This window comes from Nocardioides sp. SYSU D00065, from assembly GCF_017916425.1.
Lineage (GTDB): Bacteria > Actinomycetota > Actinomycetes > Propionibacteriales > Nocardioidaceae > Nocardioides.
Map to the genome: position 1 here is coordinate 938,455 of NZ_JAFMSX010000002.1, position 21,479 is coordinate 959,933.

Below are 21,479 nucleotides of genomic sequence, written 5' to 3' on the forward strand. Positions count from 1 at the left end.
CGGCGTGCCCGCTCAGATGCCGAAGGTGTTGCGCGGGTAGGCCGCCTCGACGTCGGTGATCACGTTGACGAGGTAGGGGACTCCGGCGGCGTAGGCACGGTCGAGCGCCGGGCCGATTTCCTTGGGGTCCGTGACGGTCTCGCCCGCCCCGCCGAGCGCCTTCACCACGTCGTCGTACGGCGTGCGCTGGCCCAGGTCGGCCGCCACGTCGTAGCCGTAGAGCATCTGCATCGGCCCCTTCTCCAGGCCCCAGGCGGAGTTGTTGCCCATCACCATCACCACCGGGAGGTCGTGGCGCACGAGCGTGTCGACGTCCATGAGGGAGAAGCCCGCCGCACCGTCGCCCAGCAGCAGGGTCACCTGGGCGCTCGGCCGGGCGATCCGCGCCGCGATCGCGGCACCGAGTCCCGCGCCGAGGCAGCCGTAGGGCCCGGGATCCAGCCAGCCGCCGGGCCGCTGGGGCTCGACGTACTTGCCGGCGAAGGAGACGAAGTCGCCGCCGTCGCCGATCACGACGGAGTCGTCCTCGAGGCGAGGCGCCAGCTCGCCGTAGATGCGCGCGGGATGGATCGGGTCGGCCTCGGCGGTGAGCAGCTGGGCGTCCCGCTCGATGGCAGCCCGGACCTGGTCGCGGAGCTGCTCGGCCCACGCGTTCCAGTCGGGCTTGTCGCCGCGCTCGACGGCCGCCTGCAGGCCGTCCAGGACGGTCGTGAGGTCACCGGCGACCGAGCCGGCGAGCTCTGCGTGGCCGGAGACCTGGCCGGGGGAGTCGGCGATGTGCACGACCCGGGCGAAGGCGCCGTCGGGGTTCTTGTCCGGCCCGCCGAACTGGCCGTAGCCGAGCCGGAAGTCGAGCGGCGTGCCCACGACCACGACCAGGTCGGCACCGGACAGTGCGGCGCTCCTCGCCTTGGTGACAAGGCAGCGGTGCCCGCCCGGGATGACGCCGCGTCCCATGCCGTTGGTCAGCGTCGGGATGCCCAGGTCCTCCACGAACCTCAGCGCCGCCGCCTCGGCGTGGTCGGCCCAGACGTCGGTGCCGAGGATGAGCACGGGGCGCTGGGCTCGCGCCAGCAGCCGGGCGACGGCCTCGATCGCCTCGCCGTCGGGCTCGATGCGGCTGCCCTCGCCACGGCCGACGGCGCCGGAGGCCGAGGCGAAGAACTCGTCCATCGGTACGTCGACGAACACCGGGCCGCGGTGACTGGAGCGTGCCAGGGTGAACGCCTCGTCCATGCCGGCCGCGACGTCGCCGGCGTTCATCAGCGTCTTCGCCGACTTGGCGACCGGCGCGATGAGCGGCGGCTGGTCGAGCTCCTGCAGCGAGCCGGTGCCCCACCGGCCCTGGGGAGCACGCCCACCGACCACCACCATGGGCGAGCCGGCGAACTGAGCCTGCGCGATGGCGCTGATCCCGTTGGTGACCCCCGGCCCGGCGGTGAGCACGGCCAGTCCCGGGACCCGGGTCAGCTTGCCGGTGGCCTCGGCGGCGAAGGCGGCCGTCTGCTCGTGACGCACGTCGACCAGGCGCATCGGCGGGTCGGCCTTCACCGCGCCGTCGTACATCGGGAAGACGTGCGCGCCGGACAGGGTGAACATCGTCTCCACGCCGTGGGCGCGGGCGACCTGCACGGCCAGCTCTCCACTGTGGCCTGTGATCTCGCTCATGCCCGCAGGCTAGCCGGTCCCTACTGCCAGGTAGGGCGCGTTGGACATGCGCAGGGCGTCGATCACGACCAGCAGCAGGTCGGGGCGTACGGCAGGGGGCTCCGGCGCGAGCGAGAGGTGGACGAACAGCGCACGCAGGAACGCCTGCGGCGCCGCCGTGGGCGGGAACGGGTCGCTCGTCGCGCCCTTGCCGAACGCGTTGGCCCCGCTCCCGATGCGGTGCACCCACGGCTCGAGCACGTCGGTGCCCAGGGTGTCGCGCCGCAGGATCCGGATCGCCGCCTGAGCCATCCGGTCGACCTCGCCGGACGCGAGGGGCTCGTCCGCGGGCTGCTCCAGCAGGCGCTCGGCGAGCACGTCGAGGAGCACGGCGTGCTCGGCTGCGGAGAGGTGGTGCGACTCGCCGAGGGCGGCGATGGAGTCGGCACCGTGGGCGATCGCGTGCGCCCAGCCCTTGCCGGGCACGAAGCCACGGGTGTCGCGCTCGGTGAGGAACCAGACGGCGATCCGGTCGCCCCAGTCGAGCACCTTCGCCCCGGGCAGGAGGTGCTGGTCGTTGTCGCGCTCGAGGCACTCGCCGAGGATGAGTGCGCTGAAGCTGCGCCGGAACACCGAGTCGGTGCCGCGCTCGCCGAGACCGGCGGAGAGGCCCGCGACCATCCCGTCGCCGAGCCCGGGGAGCAGGTCGTCGTAGACGCCGCGACCGATCCAGGTCGCCAGCGCGGGATAGGCGGTGCCGTCGCGGACCTCCGGCCGCGTGGAGCCGAGCATCGTGGTGAGTTCGGCCGTGAGGTCGTCGAGCGGGCGGTCCGCGGGGACCTCGAAGCCCGCCGCCTGGACCCGGTTCCAGTACGCCGTCGACATGACCTCCATCCTGCCAGCCTGCGACGACACAGCCCTAGTCTGGTCCGGTGCCCTCCCTCCACGAGCTCGTGCGAGCCCACACCGACCTCGTCGAGGACGACGTGGCGTGGCTCCAGCTGCTGATGGCGGACTGGCAGATCCTCGCCGACCTCTCCTTCGCCGACCTGGTGCTGTGGCTGCCGGACCAGGAGGGCAAGGGCTACTGGGCGGGCGGGCAGATGCGGCCCACGACCGGTCCGACGGCCCTCGTCGACGACGTGCTCGGCACGTTCATCCCGACTGGCCGGCGCCGGATGCTCGACGAGGCCCTCCAGACCGGGCGTCTGGTGCGCGAGGGCGACCCGGAGTGGCGCGACGACGTGCCCGTGCGGGTGGAGGTGATCCCCGTCCGCCGGGCCGGCCGGGTGCTGGCGCTGATCGCCCGCAACACCAACCTGCTCGGCGTCCGCACGCCCAGCCGGCTCGAGCTGAGCTACCTGCAGACCGCGGCCGACCTGACCAAGATGATCGCCGCGGGCTGGTTCCCGCTGCCCGGGCAGCGCAGCGACCACGCTGACTCGCCGCGGGTGGGTGACGGGTTCGTCCGGCTCGACCCGGCGGGCCGCGTGGTCTACGCCAGCCCCAACGGGCTGTCCGCCTACCGGCGGCTCGGACTGCAGGGCGACCTGACCGGGCTGGTGCTGACCGACCTCACCCGTGACCTGGTCCCGGCGCGCAAGCGGCCCGACGAGGAGACGCTCAGCGCGGTGCTCGGCGGCCGCGACGGTCGTGCCACCGAGGTCGGCACCGACGAGGTGACCCTCATCGTGCGCAGCATCCCGCTGCGGCCCGAGGGCGAGCGCAGCGGGGCGCTGCTGCTGGTGCGCGACGTCACCGAGCTGCGCAGGCGCGACCGCGAGCTGGTGACCAAGGACGTCACCATCCGCGAGATCCACCACCGGGTGAAGAACAACCTCCAGACGGTGGCGGCGCTGCTGCGCCTGCAGGCGCGTCGTACGGGCGCCGACGACGCGAAGGCGGCGCTGGAGGAGGCGGTGCGCCGGGTCGGCTCGATCGCGATCGTGCACGAGACCCTGAGCCACGCCATCGAGGAGACGGTCGACTTCGACGACATCGCCGACCGGCTCGGCGCCATGGTGGTCGACGTCAGCGGGGTGGAGGTTCCGGTGCGCGTCGTGCGGGAGGGGTCCTTCGGCAAGCTGCCGTCGGAGGCCGCGACGCCGCTGGCCATGGTCCTCACGGAGGTCCTGCAGAACGCCGTGGAGCACGGGTACGCCGGCGTGACCGGGCGCACCGAGGGCAGGGTGGTGGTCACCGCCCGACGGATCGTCGGGCGGTTGCACGTCGTGGTCGAGGACGACGGCCGGGGGCTGCCCGACGGGTTCGACCTCGACTCCTCGACCCAGCTGGGTCTGTCGATCGTCCGCACGCTCGTCGAGTCCGAGCTGGGCGGAGTGCTGGAGATCGGGCCGGGCACGCGCGGCACCCGCGTGCAGGCGGACCTACCGGTCGGCTGAGCACCGAAGGGACGTGCCGGGGGAGGTGCCGGGGGACGCGCCGGGGGAGGTGGCCGAGGTCGAGCGGTCCTGCGTCAGGCGGTCCGGATGCGGGCCCGGGCGTTGCGGCGCTTGAGGGCGCGGCGCTCGTCCTCGCTGAGGCCACCCCACACTCCGTGGTCCTGCCCGGCCTCCAGGGCCCAGGCGAGGCACTGCTCGCGCACCTCGCAGCGACGGCACACCTGCTTGGCCTCCTCGATCTGAAGGATCGCGGGTCCGGTGTTGCCGATTGGGAAGAACAGCTCAGGGTCCTCGTCGAGGCATGCGGAGCGGCTGCGCCAATCCATGAGTGGGGAAGTCCCTCTTTCTAGTTCACAGGCAAGTGCTGTTTGCGGACATTCAGCTGAGCCCGGGCGCACGACAGCGCAACGACCAGACTGGCAAGACTTGAACGTTCACACAACCCCACACGCTGGTCGCGTCCGTCACAACTAGGGTTGTGCGGTGCCTGCCTCCCCGTCCCAGACGCCCGCCCCCGGTCCCGCTGCGCCGCCGCCCCTGGTGGTCGCGGCCTCGCTGGTCGCGGTCGAGGCGCTCGTGCTGGCGGCGCTCGGCGTCCTGGAGCTGGCGAACCTCCGGGCGATCCGCCTCACGATGGGGCTGACGACCTCGATCTTCTTCCTCGGTGCCGCCGCGGCGCTGGCCTGGTGCGCCTGGGCGCTGTGGAGGGTACGCCGATGGGCGCGGGGACCCGTCGTGATGGCGCAGCTCATCCAGCTCGGGCTCGCCTGGAACTTCTGGGCCGGATCCACCAGGGCGCTGGCCGCCGGCCTGGCGGTCGTCGCGCTCGTCGTGGTGCTCGGCGTGATGCACCCCGCCAGCACCGAGGTCCTCGAGGGCGACGCGCGGGTCGAACCCTGACGAGGTGGCCGCTCAGTCGGCCTCGAGCGACGAGCGCAGCTGGGCGAGGGTGCGCGTCAGCAGCCGGGAGACGTGCATCTGCGAGACGCCGATCTCCTCGGCGATCTGGGACTGGGTCATGTTCTTGAAGAAGCGGAGCAGCAGGATGCGCTTCTCCCGGTCGCCGAGGCCCTCGAGCAGCGGCTTGAGCGACTCGCGGATCTCGATGTGCTCGATGTTGGAGTCCTCCGCGCCGAGCGTCGACAGCATCGCCGGGGGACCGTCGTCGTCGTCGTCCGAGGCGTCGAGGGAGAGCGTCGCATAGGCGTGGGACGACTCGATGCCCTCCATGATCTCCTCGACCGTGCAGCCGATCACCTCGGCGAGCTCGCGAGGGGTGGGGGAGCGGCCGAGCTTCTGCGTGAGCTCTCCCGTGGCACTGCCGATCTGCATGCGCAGCTCCTGCAGCCGCCGCGGCACCCGGATCGCCCAGCCCTTGTCGCGGAAGTGACGCTTGATCTCGCCGATGACCGTGGGCGTGGCATAGGTCGAGAACTCCACCCCGCGGTCGGTCTCGAACCGGTCCACCGCCTTGATCAGGCCGATCGTGCCGACCTGGACCAGGTCCTCGAAGGGCTCGCCGCGGTTGCGGAACCTGCGCGCGCAGTGCTCCACGAGCGAGAGGTGGAGGTGCACCAGGTCGTCGCGGGCGAGCGACCGGGCGGCATCGCTGGCCCCGTCGTCGCGCAGCACCGCGAAGAGCTCGGCACTGCGCGCGCGTACGTGCTCGAGGCCGCTCAGCACGACGTCCTCGTCGAGCTCGCGCTCCATGGCGGCCTCGACCGCCCCGTCCCCCGTGTGTGCGCTCATGTCAGCGCTCGGCACCTGTCATTCCCGCAGCGACCGTCGAGGTCACCGTGAACCGGACGCGGAAGCGCCCGTCCTCGGGACCCGCCGACGCGTCGTGCGCCATCGTGTCGAGCACTTGCCAGGCGAAGCTCTCCGTGTCGAGGGCCGGGTCGTCGACCGCCTCGGTCTCGAGCTCCACCGTCATGGCCCCCCGGCCGAAGTGGAAGCACGCGACCAGGTCGGTCCCCGGGTCCGCCGCCGGTATCGCGAGGGCGGTGGCCTCGCCGATGGCTATGCGGAGGTCCTCGATGTCGTCGATCGTGAAGTCCAGCCGCGCCGCGAGGCCGGCGGCGGTGGTCCGCACGATCGTCGCGTAGGCACCCTCAGCGGGCAGGCGGAGCTCGACGTCGGCGCGAGAGCCCCCCGTGTGTTCTGGCATCTGCGTCAGTGTCCCGTCGTCGAGCGGATGTCTGCTCCCACACTAACCGGGCCCGATCGCCACGAGGTGGCAATCGGGCCCGCAGGGGTGGGACGGAGAAGGCGTCGCTCAGGCCTTCTTGGTCTCCCAGAAGATCTCGGCGATCTCGTCGATCTTGGCCAGCAGCTGGTCGGCGACCTCGGCGTCGAGGACGGCCTTGGTGCCACCGCCGCCACCGGCGAGCTTGGTGGCCTCGTTGATCAGCGTGTGGAGCTGCGGGTACTTCTCGAAGTGCGGGGGCTTGAAGTAGTCGGTCCACAGCACCCAGAGGTGGTGCTTGACGAGGTCCGAGCGCTGCTCCTTGATCAGGATCGCGCGGGTGCGGAAGTCGGGGTCGTCGTTGTCGGCGACCTTGGCGATGATCGCCTTGATCGACTCGGCCTCGATGCGGGCCTGGGCGGGGTCGTAGACGCCGCAGGGGAGGTCGCAGTGGGCAGAGACCTCGACGGTGGGTGCGAGCAGGTGGCGGAGCATCGGGTTCCTCTCGATGGTGGATCTGCGTCTGCCTGCGAGACTACTCCGCGTGGAGCGCGGTCGTCAGCGGGGTCTCGCCCGCCGAGGCGAGCCTCCGCGACCCCCGTTCGGCACGGCGGTGGTGCGCGGACGCTCCATGCTCCCGACCCTGCGCGAGGGCGACCTGCTGCTGGTCCGCCACGGCGCCCGGGTGCGGCCCGGGGACCTGGTGGTCGCGCGCTTCGCGGACGGCACGCTCACGGTCAAGCGGGCGGTGGAGCGGCGGCGTACGAGCACGGGGGGCGTCGGGTGGTGGCTGCTCAGCGACAACGCCGCCGAGGGCGTCGACTCCCGGCACCGCGGGCCCGTGGCCGAGGACGCGGTGCTGGCCGTCGTACGCCTGCGGGTGTGGCCCTGGCCACGTGTGGGACGCAGGCTCCGGGCCCGCTGAGCTGTGCCACCATCGCCGCATGGCCACGCCTCATCCGCACGCGGGCGACCCCGTGTTCGACCTGCACGTCGGCGGCAAGATGGAGACCGTCTCGACGGTCGGCCTGCACGGCCCGGACGAGCTCTCCCTCGCCTACACCCCGGGTGTCGCGCGGGTGTGCGAGGCGATCGCCGCCGAGCCGTCGCTGACCGAGCACTACACGTGGGTGCCCAACACCGTCGCGGTGGTGACGGACGGCACCGCGGTGCTCGGACTCGGTGACATCGGCCCGGCCGCCGCGATGCCGGTGATGGAGGGCAAGGCCGTGCTGTTCAAGCAGTTCGGCGGTGTGGACGCCGTGCCGATCTGCCTGGACACCACCGACGTCGAGGAGATCATCGAGACGGTCGTCCGGCTCGCGCCGAGCTTCGGCGGCATCAACCTGGAGGACATCTCCGCGCCGCGCTGCTTCGAGATCGAGGAGCGGCTCAAGGAACGCCTCGACATCCCTGTCTTCCACGACGACCAGCACGGCACCGCCGTCGTGGCGCTGGCTGCGCTCACGAACGCTTTGCAACTGACCGGACGCGACGCGGACACCGTGCGCGTCGTCGTGCAGGGCGCCGGCGCCGCCGGTGTGGCCGTGGCCCGCATCCTGCTCGAGGCCGGCGTGCGAGACGTCGTCGTGCTGGACCGCAAGGGCGTGCTCCACTCGTCGCGCTCCGACCTGACCGCGGTCAAGGCGGCGCTCGCCCGGGACACCGCCGACCGCGTCGACCGGCGCGGCACCTTCGCCCATGTGATGGCCGGCGCCGACGTCTACATCGGCGTCTCCGGCGGGCAGGTGCCGGAGGAGATCGTCGCCTCGATGGCCGACGACGCGATCGTCTTCGGCCTGGCCAACCCCACACCCGAGGTGCACCCCGAGCTCGCGCGCAGGTACGCCCGCGTCGTGGCCACCGGCCGCTCCGACTTCCCCAACCAGATCAACAACGTCCTCGCCTTCCCCGGCATCTTCCGCGGGGCCTTCGACGTGCACGCGACCGCGATCACCGAGGGCATGAAGGTGGCGGCGGCCACCGCCCTCGCGTCCCTGGTCGGGGACGACCTGCGCGAGGACCTGGTGATCCCGTCCCCCTTCGACCCTCGGGTGCCCGGGGCCGTCCGCGACGCGGTGGCCGAGGCGGCTCGCCGGGACGGGGTCGCGCGGCGTCCGTGAGCGCGCGAGGGACTACGCCTGGCCGTCTGCGACGACGACGACCTTGCCGCTGAGCGTGCCCGCGCCCGCACGTGCGTGGACCGAGGCCAGGTCGCGCAGGGCGACCCGTTCGGCCACGTCGACGACCAGCTCGCCGCGGTCGACCCGCGCGGTGAGCTCGGCGAGCTGCCCGGCGTCGCTGCGGACGTAGAGGTCGATCCCGCGCACCCCTCGCTCCTCGTCGCTCGGGGCGGGCATCCACACGGTGGTGTTGACGACCACGCCGCCGTCGGCGACCAGGTCGGTCAGCGCCGCGAGCTGCTCGGGCGAGACCGGCGCCAGATTGAGCAGAACGTCGACGCGCTCGGTCACGGCGGAGCTCACGTCGCCGGCCGTGTGGTCGACGACCTGGTGAGCCCCGCGCTCCAGCAGGCGTCGCTCGTGCCTCGCCGAGCCGGTGGCTACGACGGTGGCGCCCGCGGCTCGCGCGAGCTGGACGGCGTAGCCACCCACGGCGCCGCTGGCGCCGTTGACCAGGACCCGCTGGCCGGCGGTGAGCCCGGCGTGCTCGAAGAGGGCCTGCCATGCGGTGAGCCCGACCACGGGAAGCGCGGCCGCGTCGGCGAGCGGGATGGAGGCGGGGGCGGGAGCGAGGTCCCCGGCCGACACGAGCACGTGCTCGGCCGAGGCCCCGTCGACGACGAAGGGGAGGAACGCGACGACCCGTGCTCCGACGGCGGGGGCGTCGACGTCGGGGCCGAGCGCGTCCACGGTGCCGGCGAGGTCGACGCCGGGGATGTGCGGGAGCGTCACAGGCATCGGGCCCTGCATGTTGCCCGCGCGGATGTTGGCGTCGACACCGTTGAACGACGTGCCGGCGACGCGGACCCGAACTTGGCCGGGGCCGGGCTCGGGGGTGGCGACGTCCTCGTAGCGCAGGACGTCGGTGTCGCCGTACTGGTGGAACCGGATGGCCTTCATGGCTGAACCTTTCTCAGGGATTGGTGCTTCGAATCTGAAGCACATCGTTACCGTAGCAATGTTGCGAACTCGAAGCAAGTAATTCGAACACGAAGTACTTGTTAGGGTGGGTGGCATGCCGAAGCCGTCGTCCTCCCTCGACTCCGTCCAGCTCGGCGCCTACTTCGCCCTGATGGACGTGGCGGGGCTGCTGCGGCACGCGGTCGAGCAGCAGCTGCGCGAGGACGGAGACCTCAGCTACGTGCAGTTCCAGGTCCTGGCGAGGCTGGCTCTCGACTCGCCGACGGGCAGCGAGCGCATGACGGACCTGGCGGACGGGGTGGTCTACAGCCGTAGCGGCCTGACGTACCAGGCGGGCCTGCTCGAGAAGGCCGGCCTCGTCGAGCGTGCCCCCTCGCCCGACGACGAGCGGAGCGTCACCGTCACCGTCACCGATGCGGGCCGCGCACGCATCGACGCGGTCATCCCCGGCCACGTGGAGGTGCTGCGCCAGCACCTGTTCGCCGCCCTCACGCCCGCGCAGACCCAGGCGCTCGGCGACCTGCTGGCGCCCGTGCGCGACCACATGCGCGCGGCGCCGCCCCGGTCGGCCGCCTCCCGCGGGCGTCGCTGACGGAGAGCCGGCCGAGTCGTCGCGGCTACGGGTGCAGGCCCGCACCCTTGACCGACTTGTCCACGGCGCTCTTGGGGCCGAACGCCGCGATCCCGACCACGTCCAAGTCGTCGCCCCGCACCGCTCGGACGACGGAGCGGTTCGCCTCGTCGTGCCCGGTCCGGAACATGTCGGAGGTGTAGAGCGCCGTCGGCAGTGACCGGCGTACGGCACGCTCGCGCACGGCCCGGAGGGTCGGCGCATCGGCTTCGAAGACCAGGACGGGCATGCCGAGCAGCGGGAGGTAGGAGGTGTCGTCCGCGTCGAGGTACGGCAGGCCCACCAGCTGCGGGTGCGCGGCGGCGATGCCACTGGCCAGGAACGCGGTCACGTTGAGTCGCTGCCACGTGGCGAGGTCGTCGCGGACGACGATCGCGATCTTGGTGTCGAACGGTGGAGCCGGGTAGTCACTCATGCCGAGATCGTCGGGTCCTGCGGCCCGCCCCGTCTTGTACGTTCTTGCCATGGCCGACCCGGGGGCTCACGTCCGTGCGTGGCGCCCTGACGTGCCCGGCCTCACCGAGGTGCTGCACGCCTCGTTCGCGAGCCACGCCTACCCGATGCACACCCACGACGCGTGGACCGTGCTCATGGTCGACGTCGGCGGCGTGCGCTACGACCTGGACCGTCGCGAGCACCAGACCGAGCCGTCGCGGGTGATCCTCCTGCCACCGCACGTGGCGCACGACGGCCGCGCGGCCAGTGCGCACGGCTTCCGCAAGCGGGTGCTCTACCTGGACACCGGTCAGCTCGACGTCCGCCGCCTGGGTCGAGCGGTCGACCAGCCGGACTGGGCCGACCCGACCCTGCGGAGGGCGGTGGACGGCGTGCACCGCGCGGTGCAGCGACCGGGGGATGAGCTGGAGGCGGAGAGCTGGCTGGCGCTCGTCACGGCCCGGCTCGGGCGCCGCATCGCGGGCGCGGACGAGGGGCCCACGGACGGACGGGCGCCCACGCTGGCTCGACGGCTGCGGGACCTGCTCGACGCCCACGTCGTGGAGGGGATCAGCCTGGCGACCGCCTCGGCCGTCCTGGGCGCGCGGCCCTCGCACCTGGTGCGCGCCTTCGGCCTCGAGGTCGGTGTCTCGCCGCACCGCTACCTGGTGGGACGTCGGCTCGACCTGGCGCGACGCCTGCTGCTCGCCGGCGAGCGCCCGGGCGTCGTCGCCGTCGAGGTCGGGTTCTACGACCAGGCGCACCTGAACCGGCACTTCCGGCGCATGCTCGGCGTTCCGCCGGCCGTCTACGCCCGCTCGGCCGGCTGACGCTAGAAGCCGACCGAGGGCTCGGGAGCGACGAGGGTCCGCATCGCCCGCGCGAGCTCGGCGTACGAGCCGGGGCGCCCCTCGCGCACCAGGCCGGCGCGCAGGCGTCCGCCGATGCCGTGTCCCAGGTAGCCGGCGCCCAGGACGTCGACGTCCAGCGTGACGTCGGCCGGGGAGTCCGTGCGCGAGGCCGAGCCCGAGCCACCGGACGCGACCAGCCGCCAGCGACCGGCGTTCCAGGGCGCGTAGCGGTCGGTGATCTCCACCACGACGTCACAGTCGGCCTCGTACGTGCGCAGCGACCACGCCGCCGGGAGGTCGACCAGCCGCACCCACGTGCTGTCCCAGGTCTGGAGGTCGCTCGTCCCACGGGGGCCGCCGAGCCAGCCGAGGAGCGGGTCGTCGATGCTCAGGTCCTCCAGCTTCGTCGTACCCATCAGGTCGAGGTCGACCACCCGCCGCGCGAGGGCGAGACGGGCGGCGGGACCGCCGCAGAACGCGCTGACGGTGGCGGTGCCGGAGGGCCGGGCGTTGTCCCACTTGTGCGTGCGGCGCAGGCCCACGAAGCCGACGTCCTCGCCGTCACGGCGGGCGAAGATGACCCGACGCCGCTCCTTGTCGCGCAGCTGCTCGGGCGGCTCGAGCGTCAGGAGGGTCAGGAAGTCGGGGCTGCCCACGACCGTGCCGGGGAAGGCCGGGGCGTGCGCGAGCAGGCAGGCGCGCATCCGTTCCGCCACGCCCGGGTCGGACATCGTGAGGAGGTGGGTGGAGATGCCGGCGGCCTCGTCCTCGAGGTGCGGCGCGGTGAAGGTGGTGCCGCGTCCGACGCTCGCCTGGTGCGTGACGGCGGCGAGCCCGTAGCCGAACCGGCCGTAGATCCCGGCCTCGCTCGCGTGCAGCGCGGAGATGGCGATCCCGGCCTCGCGGGTCCGGGACAGGTGGTCGGTCATCATCGCCGACAGCACGCCGCGACGCCGCATGTCCGGGTGCACCCCGACCCAGGTGAGCCCGGCGATCGGCACGAGGGAGCCGCCGGGCACCGACAGGTCCATCGGGCGCACGCCGTAGATGCCGCTGTGCAGGTCGTCGGGGCCGTCGGGCAGGTCCGCCACGAACCTCTGGTCCTCCGGCAGGCCGAGTCGCAGGTGCTCGGCGTCGGCGTCCGCGACCTCGCCGAACCAGATGAGCTGGTCGGTGGCCAGGTACGTCGCGGCGTCCTGCGAGGGGCGTACGTCGATGCTCACCCCGACAGCCAAGCGCCGGCCCGGCGACCCGCGCAACGGGTTTCCGGCCGCGCCCGGTGGGTAACGTGCCAGACGTGACAGCGACGCAGCACCTCAGGGACGCCTGGGACTCGGTCACCCCGTGGTGAGCGGCGCTGCGCGGCTGATCCCGCGGTGGTACGTCGTCACCGTCCTCGCCGCGCTCACCCTGGTCACCCTGGCCCTCGCGGGCACGACCGCTGCCTTCGCCGACGACCTCGCCGGCAGGTCGATGTGGGGCCTGGTCGCAGCCACCGGGCTGCTCCTCGTCGCCGCAGTGTCCTCCCTGGCCAGGCGCCGGCGCCCGCGCGAGCCGGAGGTCACCGCCGACGGGACCCGGGTGTTCCGCGCGCCCGCCCTCACGGTCTGGCCGCTGGCCGGCGCCTGGCTCGCGCTGCTGGTGACGGCGGGGATCTGGGCCCACATCGCGTTCACCGACTTCGACGCGCTGGAGTCGCCGGGCTTCTCACTCGTCACCATCGTCGGCGCCGTCGCCTCGCTGCCCGCCCTGGTCCGGCTGCTCACCGGACGGCTGCACCGCTGGACCCTCGAGCTGGGCCCCGAGGCGCTGACCTACCGCGGCTACGGCACGGACCTCACGGCTGCGTGGAAGGACGTCAAGGGTGCCGCCATCCAGCGGCGTGGGCCCGCCGGGGTGAGGATCGACCTCCGAGGTGACGCCACCGACCCGGTCGTGCCGATCACCGCCTTCGACGTGCCGGCCGAGCAGCTGGTGGAGGAGATCGTGCGGGCCAGGAGGATCTCGCGCCGCTGACGCTAGGGTCGGCTCATGTTCGCCGTGTACGCCGAGTCCTTCTCCTCCGACGACCCGCTGAGCGGCCTGGTGGTGGGGGAGCGCCCCGAGCCGCACGTCCCAGACGGGTGGGCCAGGGTGACGGTGAAGGCAGCGAGCCTCAACCACCACGACCTGTGGTCGCTGCGCGGTGTGGGGCTGCGTCAGGAGGCGCTCCCGATGATCCTGGGCTGTGACGCCGCGGGCGTTGACGAGGACGGCAACGACGTCGTGGTCCACGGCGTGATCGGCGACCCGGCGTGGACCGGGGACGAGGCCGACGATCCCGGCCGGTCGCTGCTGTCGGAGCGCCACCAGGGCACCTTCGCCGAGCAGGTGGTCGTGCCGCGCCGCAACCTGGTGCCCAAGCCGGCCTCGCTGTCCTTCGAGGAGGCCGCCTGTCTCCCGACGGCATGGCTGACGGCCTACCGGATGCTCTTCGTGCAGGGCGACTGCAAGCCCGGCGAGACGGTGCTGGTGCAGGGTGCCGGCGGCGGCGTCGCGACGGCGCTGATCACCCTCGGTCGCGCGGCGGGCCTGACGGTGCTCGCCACCAGCCGCGACGAGGACAGGCGAGCCCGCGCGCTCGAGCTCGGCGCTCACGAGGTCTTCGAGTCCGGAGCCCGCCTCCCGGTCAAGGTCGACGCCGTCATGGAGACCGTCGGGAAGGCGACGTGGAGCCACTCGATCCGTGCCCTGCGCCCGGGCGGGCGCATCGTCGTCAGCGGTACGACGTCCGGGCCCGACGTCGACGACGCCGGGCTGACCCGGGTGTTCTTCCTGCAGCTCTCGATCATCGGTTCGACCATGGGCACCCGCCCCGAGCTCGACCGGCTGGTGCGCTTCCTCGACGCCACCGGCACCCGCCCGCTCATCGACCGCGTCCTGCCGATGGAGCAGGCGCGCGAGGGGTTTTCCGCGATGGCGGCAGGCGACGTCTTCGGGAAGGTGGTGTTCAGCCGGTGAGCGGGCGCACGCACGTCCTCACCGGCGCCGGGTCCGGCATCGGGCACGCCCTCGCCCGCCGCCTCGCCGAGCGCGGCGACGACCTCGTCCTCGTCGCACGGACCCAGGCGCGCGCCGCCGAGCTCGCTGACTCCTTCTCCGGCGCCCGGGTGCTGGTGGCGGACCTCGCCGACCCGGGCACGCTCAACGGTCTCGGCCGCCAGGTGGACGGTCCCGTGCACACGTTGCTGCACGTGGCCGGCGTCGTCGACCTCGGCCCCGTCGAGCGGCTCCGGCTGGCCGAATGGGAGGAGCAGGTCACCGTCAACCTCACGGCCCCGGCGGTGCTGACCCGCGAGCTGCTGCCGCACCTGCGCGCCACCGGCGGCACGGTCGTGTTCGTCAACTCCTCCGCCGGCCTCACCGCCAGCGCCGGGTGGTCGGCGTACGCCGCCTCGAAGTTCGGCCTGCGCGCGTTCGCCGACTCCCTGCGCGCGGAGGAGGTCGAGCACGGCGTGCGCGTCAGCACGGTCTACCCGAGCCGCACCGCGACGCCCATGCAGGAGAAGGTGCACGAGCAGGAGGGGCGCACGTACGACGCGTCCCGCTGGATCAGCGCCGACACGGTCGTGGACACGATCGTGCACGTCATCGACCTGCCGCCCGACGCGACGATCCCCGACGTCACAGTCCGGCCGGTCGTACCGCGGCCCGGGACCTAGGAGCGACGCGCCGTCACGCCGGAGCCGCCGGCTCTTGCGAGCGCCAGTTGACCGCCCCGACCAGCAGCATGCGCAGCTGCGTACGCGCCCGGTCCAGGGTCTGCTCCTCCGACTCCGGGTCGTCGACGAGGCGCTCGGCCATCGTGACGACGAAGGACACGATCAGGTCGGCCAGCAGCGCGATGTCGGCGGCGGAGTACCGCTCGGCGGCCCCGGTGCGGGCGATGTCGGTCGCCAGCTCGCGGGTGATGAGCTCGATCTGCTGGCCGATCGCCTCCCGCACGCGCGGCGGACCGGCCGTGCGCTCGCGGGCGATGAAGGCGTAGTGGGGGCGGTGCTCGCGCACGTGCTCGGCCACGATCGGCAGCGACCCGTCGATGAAGTCGCGGTACTCCGGAGCGTGGCGCCACACGTCGAGCAGCATCAGGCGCAGCGACCGGAAGCTCTCGTCGACCAGCGCCAGCCCCAGCAGCTCCAGGGAGCCGAAGTGGCGGTAGAAGGCCGTGGGGACCACACCGACCTGCTTGGCCACCTGGCGCAGCGAGATGGCCGCGAGATTGGAGTCGGCGGCCAGGGCGAGGGCGGCGTCGAGGATGGCGCGCCGGGTGCGTTCCTTGCGCACCGCCCGCGACTCGCGTTGGCCCGCCCCGGACTCGGTGGGCTCCGCATCGGTGAGCATGGGGCCGATCGTAGTTCGGACGCGCACGCCGCGACCGGTGGTGCCGCGGCTGTCCGAGGACCCGCCGAGGTGCGGGCTCGCCTCAGTCGTCCGGGTCGTCGAGGCGGGCCAGCCAGGTCGCCAGCCGCTCGATCGGCGTCTCGAACTCGGGGTGGGCGTCGACGAAGCCCTGCAGCTGCTCGGCGAGCCACGCCAGGGTGACCTCATCGTCACCCCGGCGCCGCTCGAGCTCCTCGATGCCGCGATCGGTGAAGTACACCCGACGCTCCCACGCTCAGTAGTCGGTGCCGCGCGCGCGGGGCGACTCGAAGGCGGCGTCGAGGAGCGACTTCTGCTCCTGCACGTGACGCTTGACCGTGCCCACCGACGGCGAGGCCGACTTGGTGCGGGTGATCGGCTCCACCGTGAGGCCCAGCTCGGGCCACACGTTGAGCTGGTAGTGCGGCCACGGGCCCATGTTGCGAGGCTCGTCCTGCACCCAGCGGATCGCCTTGAGGTTGGGGTACTTCTCGACCTCGGCCCTGATCTCCGCGAGGGGGTTGGGGTAGAGCCGCTCGACGCGGCCGATGGCGAACGTGTCGCCGTTGTCCCGCTTGGACCGCTCGACCATCAGGTCCCAGGTGACGCGACCCGAGCACATGATCAGCGTCTCGACCTTGTCCACGTCGGCGGCGTCGTCGCCGATGAACGGACGGAACGTCGTGTCCCCGACGAAGTCGGCCGGCTGCGAGGCGGCCTCCTTGCGCTTGAGCATCGACTTCGGGGTGAAGACGATGAGGGGACGGTGCTCCTCGCCCAGCGAGTGGCGGCGCAGCAGGTGGAAGTACGACGCGGGGGTCGACGGCTGGGCGACGACCATGGCCTCCTCGGCGGACATCGTCAAGAAGCGCTCGATGCGTGCCGAGGAGTGGTCAGGGCCCTGGCCCTCGTAGCCGTGGGGGAGCAGCAGCACGACGCCGGACTGCTGGCGCCACTTGGTCTCGCCGGCGGAGATGAACTCGTCGATGACGATCTGCGCGCCGTTGACGAAGTCGCCGAACTGCGCCTCCCACAGCACCAGCGCCTCGGGCCGCGCCACGGAGTAGCCGTACTCGAAGCCGAGGGCGGCGTACTCCGAGAGCAGCGAGTCGTAGACATGGAACTTGGCCTGGTCCTCGGTGAGGTTGGTCAGCGGCGTCCACTCGTCGGCGTTGGTGCGGTCGATGATGGTGGCGAAGCGCTGCACGAACGTGCCGCGGCGCGAGTCTTGGCCGGCCAGGCGCACCGGGCGTCCGTCCATCAGCAGCGAGCCGAAGGCGAGGATCTCGCCAGTGCCCCAGTCGATCGGGCCGTCGGTGATCGCGGCCGCGCGACGCTGCAGCTGCGGCATCACCTTGGGGTGGACCGTGAAGCCCTCCGGCGGCGTGACGTAGCTGTCGGCGATCCGCTTGAGCACCTCGGGGGTGACGGCCGTGGAGAAGTCGCCGGCCGGCTTGTCGGGGTAGTCGGGGACCGTCGTCCACTCGGTCGGCGCCTCCGAGCTGGCCTCGCGCACCTCGGTGAAGACCCGCTCGAGCTGCTGCTGGTAGTCCCTGAGGACCTGCTCGGCCTCCTCGATCGTGATGTCGCCACGACCGATGAGCGACTCGGTGTAGAGCTTGCGCACCGAGCGCTTCTGCTCGATCAGGTCGTACATCAGCGGCTGGGTGTACGACGGGTCGTCGCCCTCGTTGTGGCCGCGGCGGCGGTAGCAGACGAGATCGATGACCACGTCCTTGTGGAACGCCTGGCGATAGTCGAACGCCAGCCGGGCCACGCGGATGCAGGCCTCGGGGTCGTCGCCGTTGACGTGGAAGATCGGCGCCTGCACCATCCGCGCGACGTCGGTCGCGTAGAGGGAGGACCGCGACGAGCCGGGCGCGGTGGTGAAGCCGACCTGGTTGTTGATGACCACGTGCACGGTGCCGCCGGTGCGGTAGCCGCGCAGCTGCGAGAGGTTGAGCGTCTCGGCCACCACGCCCTGGCCGGCGAACGCGGCGTCGCCGTGGACCAGCAGCGGCAGGACCGGGAAGTCCTCGCCGCGGTCGAGGATGTCCTGCTTGGCACGCGCGATGCCCTCGAGGACCGGGTTGACCGCCTCGAGGTGGGACGGGTTGGCCGCGACGGAGACCTTGATCTTCGCGCCCGACCCGGCCACGAACTCGCCCTCGGCGCCGAGGTGGTACTTGACGTCGCCGGAACCCTGCACGGTCCGCGGGTCGATGTTGCCCTCGAACTCGCGGAAGATCTGGCTGTACTTCTTGCCGACGATGTTGGCGAGCATGTTGAGCCGGCCGCGGTGCGCCATCCCGATGGTGACCTCGTCGAGACCGGCCTCGGCGGCCGCCTCGCAGATCTCGTCCACGAGCGGGATGGTGGTCTCGCCGCCCTCGAGGCTGAAGCGCTTCTGCCCGACGAACTTGGTCTGCAGGAACGTCTCGAAGGCCTCGGCCTGGTTGAGCTTGAGCAGGATCCGCAGCTGCTCCTCGCGCGGAGGCTTCACGTGCGGCTGCTCGACGCGCTCCTGGATCCACTTGCGCTGCTCGGGGTCCATGATGTGCATGTACTCGATGCCGGTTGTGCGGCAGTAGGAGTCACGCAGGATGCCGAGGATGTTGCGCAGCTTCATGAAGCGCCGGCCCTCGCCGCCGAACGACCCGGTGGCGAACTCGCGGTCGAGGTCCCACAGCGTGAGGCCGTGCGACTCGATCTCGAGGTCGGGGTGGCTGCGCTGGCGGTACTCCAGCGGGTCGGTGTCGGCCATCAGGTGGCCGCGGACCCGGTAGGCGTGGATCAGCTCGAGGATGCGGGCCTGCTTGACGATGTCGTCGTCGTGGCTGGCGACGATGTCGCGGGCCCACCGGATCGGCTCGTAGGGGATGCGCAGCGAGCGGAAGATCTCGTCGTAGAAGTCGTCCTCGCCGATGAGCAGGCCGTGCACGCGCTTGAGGAACTCGCCCGACTGCGCGCCCTGGATGACGCGGTGGTCGTAGGTGGAGGTCAGCGTCATCGCCTTGCTGATGGCGTTGCGGTTGATCGCCTCCTCCGAGGCGCCCTGCCACTCCGGCGGGTACTCCATCGCGCCGACGCCGATGATCGCGCCCTGACCGGCCATGAGCCGCGGGACGGAGTGCACGGTGCCGATGCCGCCCGGGTTGGTCAGCGAGATGGTGGTGCCCTGGAAGTCGGCGACGGTCAGCTTGCCGTCACGCGCCTTGCGGACCATCTCCTCGTAGGCGGTCCAGAACGCGGCGAAGTCCATCGCCTCGGCGCCCTTGATGCTCGGCACGAGCAGCTGCCGGGTGCCGTCGGGCTTCTGCATGTCGATCGCGAGGCCGAGGTTGACGTGCGCCGGGGTGATCAGGTTGGGCTTGCCGTCGATGACCTCGTAGCCGACGTTCATCTCCGGCATCGCGCGCAGCGCCTTGACGAGGGCGTAGCCGATGATGTGGGTGAACGAGACCTTGCCGCCGCGGGCGCGAGCGAGGTGGTTGTTGATGACGGTGCGGTTGTCCCACAGCAGCTTCACCGGCACCGAGCGCACGGACGTGGCGGTGGGGACGGAGAGCGAGGCGTCCATGTTGGCCGCGGTGCGGGCGGGCGCGCCGCGCAGCACGGTGTAGGTGGGCTCGTCACTGGCCGGGGCCGCTGCCGGCGGCTGCGACTCCTTGGCGACCGGCGTGCTGGTGCCCTTGGCCGGCTCCGCGGCCGGAGCTGCCGGACGAGGCGTGGACGTGGGCGTGGACGTGGGCGTGGACTTCGGGGCGGGCGACGGGGACGCCTGAGCGGCGGTCTTCTGTGCCGGAGCCTGCGTGGGCGCCTTGGCCGGCGCCTTGGCCGGAGCCTCGGCTGAGGAGGTCGAGCGGGGGCTCGACGCGGCAGCCGCGGCGGGGGCGGTCGAGGCCGCGGGCCGGGCCGTCCCGTTGCCGAAGTACGCCGCCCACTCCGGACCCACGCTGGCGGGGTCCTTGTCGTACTGCTCCTTCATCTCCTCCACGAGCCACTCGTTGGCTCCCAGGTCCGATGACGGTGCAACCGAGGACTGGTTGCCGGACTGCCCGTTCGGGGACTGCGCCACGCTTGTTTCGCCTCTTCCAGATCTCATCGCGCGAGGTGTTCACCAAGTCGTCCACAAGGCTAGTCGCACACGCACGCAAATGCAGGGGCGGCCCTGTCCTTTGGGGCATGGTGTGGCCCACAGCCGGTCCCTACCGATCGGTACCCCCACCTGCCCCCGCACCACCCGCCTGGAGTCGTCATGCCGAGCCCCTCGCCGGGCGCCACGTGGGTCCGCCGCTGTGCCGGACTCATCCTCGTCGTCGCCGTCGCCGTCGCCGTCGCCGTCGCCGTCGCCGCCTGCCGGTCCGGGACCGGCGACACGACGTCTGCGGAGAGGGCCGGTCGCGACGACGCACGGGCCGCACTCGCCTCGCACCCCATGCAGACCCGCACCCGCATCCACCGGGTGCACGGCCGCCTGCCCGACGCCCGCCGCAAGGTGGTGCGGGCGCAGGTCGGCGCCGTCGTGGACCGCTGGTGGGACGCGGCCTTCCTCGGCGGCAGCTACCCGCGCGAGGCCTTCCCGTCGGCGTTCCCCGGCTTCACCGCCGGCGCCGAGGAGCGGGCCCGTGAGGACAAGGCGCTGCTCACGAACCAGGCGCACGGCGCCCGCATCGAGTCGGTGAGCCCCGAGCGCAAGTCGGTGCGCCTCGACATCCTCGCCACGGACGGACGGGCCCGCACGGTGACCGCGCAGTTCGTGCTGCGCTTCGCGACCACCGGCGAGCGAGCCGGCACGACCATCGTGCGCGGGCGGCTCTTCCTCACCCGGCAGCGAGGCGGCTGGCGCATCTTCGGCTACGACGTCGCGAAGGGAGCACGGTGATGGGCGCCGTACGCATCGTCCGCCGCACGGCGAGGGCGCTGGCCCTGGCCGGCGTCCTCGCCGCCACCGCCCTCGTGGTGCCGCAGTCGGCCGTGCAGCCGACCGACGCGAGCCTGGTCCGGATCCGGCACGCCCAGGGGGTCGCCGTGGGCGGCCAGGACGTCGTGTGGATCCTCGGGGTGGGCTCCGACGCCCGGCCGGGGGAGGTGATGACCCGCTCGCGCGGTGACGCGCTGCAGCTGGTCGGCCTCAACACGCGCACCGGCGCGGCCACCGCCATCGGCGTGCCCCGTGACTCCTGGGTGCACATCCCCGGACACGGTCCGGAGAAGATCAACGCCGCGCTGTACCTCGCCGGTCCGCGCGGCATGGCGGGGGCGGTGCGCGACCTCATCGGCATCGAGCCGGACTACGTCCTAGTCACCCGGTTCCCGTTCTTCGAGGACATGGTCGACGACATCGGCGGGATCACGGTCACGAACCCGCGCCGCTTCGCCGACCCGTACCTGAAGAAGGAGGGCTTCGCGCAGGGACGCATCCGCCTCGGGGGCTACGACGCCATGGCCTTCTCGCGCATCCGCAAGGACCTCGCCGGCGGCGACTTCGACCGGTCGGCCAACCAGCAGCGCACGCTGCGCGGCATCCACGCCCGGATCCGGTCGCAGGCCGACGTGCCGGGCTTCATCGAGCGCGGGGTGATGACCGTGCTGGCGCACACCGACACCAACGCCTCGCCCGCCGAGCTCTACGAGCTGGCTCAGGCAGTGGCCCAGGTGGATCCGTCGAGGATCACCACCTGCGTGGTGCGGGGCCGCATCGGCTTCGTGGGTGCGGCCAGCGTGGTGTTCCCCGACGTGGCGCAGGCGCGACGGCTGGGGCGCGAGGCGCGCGACGACGCGGCGCTGCGGCACTGCTGAGCCGAGAGCGCGACCTCGGTGGGT

General features: G+C 72.3%; 23 protein-coding genes. 11 read left to right on the plus strand and 12 right to left on the minus strand.

From position 1 onward, the window contains the following. Positions 1-12: 12 nt before the first annotated feature. Both J3P41_RS12570 and J3P41_RS12575 read right to left on the minus strand, forming a co-directional pair. Positions 13-1,668: an acetolactate synthase gene (locus tag J3P41_RS12570; RefSeq protein ID WP_210650603.1), complete on the minus strand. Its 1,656-nt coding sequence runs from the start codon at positions 1,666-1,668 to the stop codon at positions 13-15. A gap of 9 nt (positions 1,669-1,677) precedes the next feature. Continuing rightward, positions 1,678-2,541 (minus strand): DUF2785 domain-containing protein, encoded by an 864-nt coding sequence (locus J3P41_RS12575; protein ID WP_246861952.1) that lies wholly within the window; start codon positions 2,539-2,541, stop codon positions 1,678-1,680. A 38-nt stretch (positions 2,542-2,579) separates the two neighbouring features. Here J3P41_RS12575 and J3P41_RS12580 point away from each other — a divergent pair, with 38 nt between their 5' ends. Beyond that, positions 2,580-4,049 carry a sensor histidine kinase gene (locus tag J3P41_RS12580; RefSeq protein WP_210650604.1) on the plus strand — a complete coding sequence of 490 codons (1,470 nt, stop codon included), beginning with the start codon at positions 2,580-2,582 and terminating at the stop codon, positions 4,047-4,049. Positions 4,050-4,123: 74 nt separating this feature from the next. Here J3P41_RS12580 and J3P41_RS12585 read toward each other — a convergent pair whose 3' ends face one another. Then, on the minus strand, positions 4,124-4,375 hold the full coding sequence (locus J3P41_RS12585) for a WhiB family transcriptional regulator (protein WP_056601527.1): 252 nt from the start codon (positions 4,373-4,375) through the stop codon (positions 4,124-4,126). Positions 4,376-4,532: 157 nt separating this feature from the next. Between J3P41_RS12585 and J3P41_RS12590 the strand changes: the two genes are divergently transcribed. Beyond that, positions 4,533-4,949, plus strand: coding sequence for a hypothetical protein (locus J3P41_RS12590; RefSeq protein WP_210650605.1), 417 nt, complete (start codon positions 4,533-4,535; stop codon positions 4,947-4,949). A gap of 12 nt (positions 4,950-4,961) precedes the next feature. Here the strand turns inward: J3P41_RS12590 and J3P41_RS12595 are convergent, their stop codons facing one another. The 3 genes from J3P41_RS12595 to sodN all read right to left on the minus strand — a co-directional run bounded on the left by J3P41_RS12595 (position 4,962) and on the right by sodN (position 6,729). Next, positions 4,962-5,798, minus strand: a complete 837-nt coding sequence (locus J3P41_RS12595) for an RNA polymerase sigma factor SigF (protein WP_307861973.1) — start codon at positions 5,796-5,798, stop codon at positions 4,962-4,964. Position 5,799: 1 nt separating this feature from the next. Next, positions 5,800-6,216, minus strand: a complete 417-nt coding sequence (locus J3P41_RS12600; protein WP_210650606.1) for an anti-sigma factor — start codon at positions 6,214-6,216, stop codon at positions 5,800-5,802. A 108-nt stretch (positions 6,217-6,324) separates the two neighbouring features. Beyond that, positions 6,325-6,729, minus strand: a complete 405-nt coding sequence (sodN, locus tag J3P41_RS12605) for a superoxide dismutase, Ni (protein WP_210650607.1) — start codon at positions 6,727-6,729, stop codon at positions 6,325-6,327. A gap of 121 nt (positions 6,730-6,850) precedes the next feature. On the opposite strand from sodN, the gene J3P41_RS12610 reads away from it, so the two are divergent. Continuing rightward, on the plus strand, positions 6,851-7,159 hold the full coding sequence (locus J3P41_RS12610) for a S24/S26 family peptidase (RefSeq protein WP_307861985.1): 309 nt from the start codon (positions 6,851-6,853) through the stop codon (positions 7,157-7,159). 19 nt (positions 7,160-7,178) lie between these two features. Further along, entirely contained in the window at positions 7,179-8,357 is a 1,179-nt protein-coding gene (locus tag J3P41_RS12615) for an NADP-dependent malic enzyme (RefSeq protein WP_210650609.1), read from the plus strand. Between the two features lie 12 nt (positions 8,358-8,369). Here J3P41_RS12615 and J3P41_RS12620 read toward each other — a convergent pair whose 3' ends face one another. Next, positions 8,370-9,317, minus strand: a complete 948-nt coding sequence (locus J3P41_RS12620; protein ID WP_210650610.1) for an NADP-dependent oxidoreductase — start codon at positions 9,315-9,317, stop codon at positions 8,370-8,372. Between the two features lie 115 nt (positions 9,318-9,432). Between J3P41_RS12620 and J3P41_RS12625 the strand changes: the two genes are divergently transcribed. Continuing rightward, on the plus strand, positions 9,433-9,930 hold the full coding sequence (locus J3P41_RS12625) for a MarR family winged helix-turn-helix transcriptional regulator (RefSeq protein ID WP_210650611.1): 498 nt from the start codon (positions 9,433-9,435) through the stop codon (positions 9,928-9,930). Positions 9,931-9,955: 25 nt separating this feature from the next. Here the strand turns inward: J3P41_RS12625 and J3P41_RS12630 are convergent, their stop codons facing one another. Next, the gene (locus tag J3P41_RS12630) at positions 9,956-10,384 is read right to left on the minus strand and encodes a DUF2000 domain-containing protein (protein WP_210650612.1); all 429 of its coding nucleotides are present in this window, start codon (positions 10,382-10,384) and stop codon (positions 9,956-9,958) included. Positions 10,385-10,433: 49 nt separating this feature from the next. Here J3P41_RS12630 and J3P41_RS12635 point away from each other — a divergent pair, with 49 nt between their 5' ends. Next, positions 10,434-11,234 carry an AraC family transcriptional regulator gene (locus tag J3P41_RS12635; RefSeq protein WP_210650613.1) on the plus strand — a complete coding sequence of 267 codons (801 nt, stop codon included), beginning with the start codon at positions 10,434-10,436 and terminating at the stop codon, positions 11,232-11,234. 2 nt (positions 11,235-11,236) lie between these two features. Here J3P41_RS12635 and J3P41_RS12640 read toward each other — a convergent pair whose 3' ends face one another. Next, positions 11,237-12,478: a GNAT family N-acetyltransferase gene (locus J3P41_RS12640; RefSeq protein WP_210650614.1), complete on the minus strand. Its 1,242-nt coding sequence runs from the start codon at positions 12,476-12,478 to the stop codon at positions 11,237-11,239. Between the two features lie 121 nt (positions 12,479-12,599). On the opposite strand from J3P41_RS12640, the gene J3P41_RS12645 reads away from it, so the two are divergent. Genes J3P41_RS12645 through J3P41_RS12655 form a run of 3 tightly spaced genes read left to right on the plus strand, consistent with a single transcriptional unit; the run spans position 12,600 to position 14,956 of the window. Next, positions 12,600-13,271: a hypothetical protein gene (locus tag J3P41_RS12645; protein ID WP_210650615.1), complete on the plus strand. Its 672-nt coding sequence runs from the start codon at positions 12,600-12,602 to the stop codon at positions 13,269-13,271. Positions 13,272-13,286: 15 nt separating this feature from the next. Further along, positions 13,287-14,255 (plus strand): zinc-binding dehydrogenase, encoded by a 969-nt coding sequence (locus tag J3P41_RS12650; protein WP_210650616.1) that lies wholly within the window; start codon positions 13,287-13,289, stop codon positions 14,253-14,255. After that, complete coding sequence (locus tag J3P41_RS12655) at positions 14,252-14,956, plus strand: SDR family oxidoreductase (RefSeq protein WP_210650617.1); 705 nt, start codon at positions 14,252-14,254, stop codon at positions 14,954-14,956. The genes J3P41_RS12650 and J3P41_RS12655 overlap by 4 nt, the downstream gene beginning before the upstream one ends. 13 nt (positions 14,957-14,969) lie before the next feature. On the opposite strand, the gene J3P41_RS12660 is transcribed toward J3P41_RS12655, so the two are convergent. The 3 genes from J3P41_RS12660 to J3P41_RS12670 form a co-directional block, all read right to left on the minus strand. Further along, positions 14,970-15,635 (minus strand): TetR family transcriptional regulator, encoded by a 666-nt coding sequence (locus J3P41_RS12660; RefSeq protein WP_210650618.1) that lies wholly within the window; start codon positions 15,633-15,635, stop codon positions 14,970-14,972. Between the two features lie 82 nt (positions 15,636-15,717). Further along, the gene (locus tag J3P41_RS12665) at positions 15,718-15,894 is read right to left on the minus strand and encodes a DUF6104 family protein (protein WP_210650620.1); all 177 of its coding nucleotides are present in this window, start codon (positions 15,892-15,894) and stop codon (positions 15,718-15,720) included. A 15-nt stretch (positions 15,895-15,909) separates the two neighbouring features. Further along, a complete protein-coding gene (locus tag J3P41_RS12670; protein ID WP_307861974.1) occupies positions 15,910-19,731 on the minus strand; it encodes a multifunctional oxoglutarate decarboxylase/oxoglutarate dehydrogenase thiamine pyrophosphate-binding subunit/dihydrolipoyllysine-residue succinyltransferase subunit in 3,822 nt (1,273 codons plus the stop codon). A 180-nt stretch (positions 19,732-19,911) separates the two neighbouring features. Between J3P41_RS12670 and J3P41_RS12675 the strand changes: the two genes are divergently transcribed. Then, on the plus strand, positions 19,912-20,538 hold the full coding sequence (locus J3P41_RS12675) for a hypothetical protein (protein WP_210650623.1): 627 nt from the start codon (positions 19,912-19,914) through the stop codon (positions 20,536-20,538). Continuing rightward, the gene (locus J3P41_RS12680; RefSeq protein ID WP_210650624.1) at positions 20,538-21,455 is read left to right on the plus strand and encodes an LCP family protein; all 918 of its coding nucleotides are present in this window, start codon (positions 20,538-20,540) and stop codon (positions 21,453-21,455) included. Before J3P41_RS12675 ends, J3P41_RS12680 begins: the two co-directional genes overlap by 1 nt. The last annotated feature ends 24 nt before the right edge of the window (positions 21,456-21,479 follow it).

Bases quoted from the DNA above. Each gene is read 5' to 3' on its own strand.
- J3P41_RS12570 (WP_210650603.1), bottom strand. From the start codon at position 1,668: ATGAGCGAGATCACAGGCCACAGTGGAGAGCTGGCCGTGCAGGTCGCC.
- J3P41_RS12575 (WP_246861952.1), bottom strand. From the start codon at position 2,541: ATGGAGGTCATGTCGACGGCGTACTGGAACCGGGTCCAGGCGGCGGGC.
- J3P41_RS12585 (WP_056601527.1), bottom strand. From the start codon at position 4,375: ATGGATTGGCGCAGCCGCTCCGCATGCCTCGACGAGGACCCTGAGCTG.
- J3P41_RS12595 (WP_307861973.1), bottom strand. From the start codon at position 5,798: ATGAGCGCACACACGGGGGACGGGGCGGTCGAGGCCGCCATGGAGCGC.
- J3P41_RS12600 (WP_210650606.1), bottom strand. From the start codon at position 6,216: ATGCCAGAACACACGGGGGGCTCTCGCGCCGACGTCGAGCTCCGCCTG.
- sodN (WP_210650607.1), bottom strand. From the start codon at position 6,729: ATGCTCCGCCACCTGCTCGCACCCACCGTCGAGGTCTCTGCCCACTGC.
- J3P41_RS12615 (WP_210650609.1), top strand. From the start codon at position 7,179: ATGGCCACGCCTCATCCGCACGCGGGCGACCCCGTGTTCGACCTGCAC.
- J3P41_RS12620 (WP_210650610.1), bottom strand. From the start codon at position 9,317: ATGAAGGCCATCCGGTTCCACCAGTACGGCGACACCGACGTCCTGCGC.
- J3P41_RS12625 (WP_210650611.1), top strand. From the start codon at position 9,433: ATGCCGAAGCCGTCGTCCTCCCTCGACTCCGTCCAGCTCGGCGCCTAC.
- J3P41_RS12630 (WP_210650612.1), bottom strand. From the start codon at position 10,384: ATGAGTGACTACCCGGCTCCACCGTTCGACACCAAGATCGCGATCGTC.
- J3P41_RS12635 (WP_210650613.1), top strand. From the start codon at position 10,434: ATGGCCGACCCGGGGGCTCACGTCCGTGCGTGGCGCCCTGACGTGCCC.
- J3P41_RS12650 (WP_210650616.1), top strand. From the start codon at position 13,287: ATGTTCGCCGTGTACGCCGAGTCCTTCTCCTCCGACGACCCGCTGAGC.
- J3P41_RS12660 (WP_210650618.1), bottom strand. From the start codon at position 15,635: ATGCTCACCGATGCGGAGCCCACCGAGTCCGGGGCGGGCCAACGCGAG.
- J3P41_RS12675 (WP_210650623.1), top strand. From the start codon at position 19,912: ATGCCGAGCCCCTCGCCGGGCGCCACGTGGGTCCGCCGCTGTGCCGGA.
- J3P41_RS12680 (WP_210650624.1), top strand. From the start codon at position 20,538: ATGGGCGCCGTACGCATCGTCCGCCGCACGGCGAGGGCGCTGGCCCTG.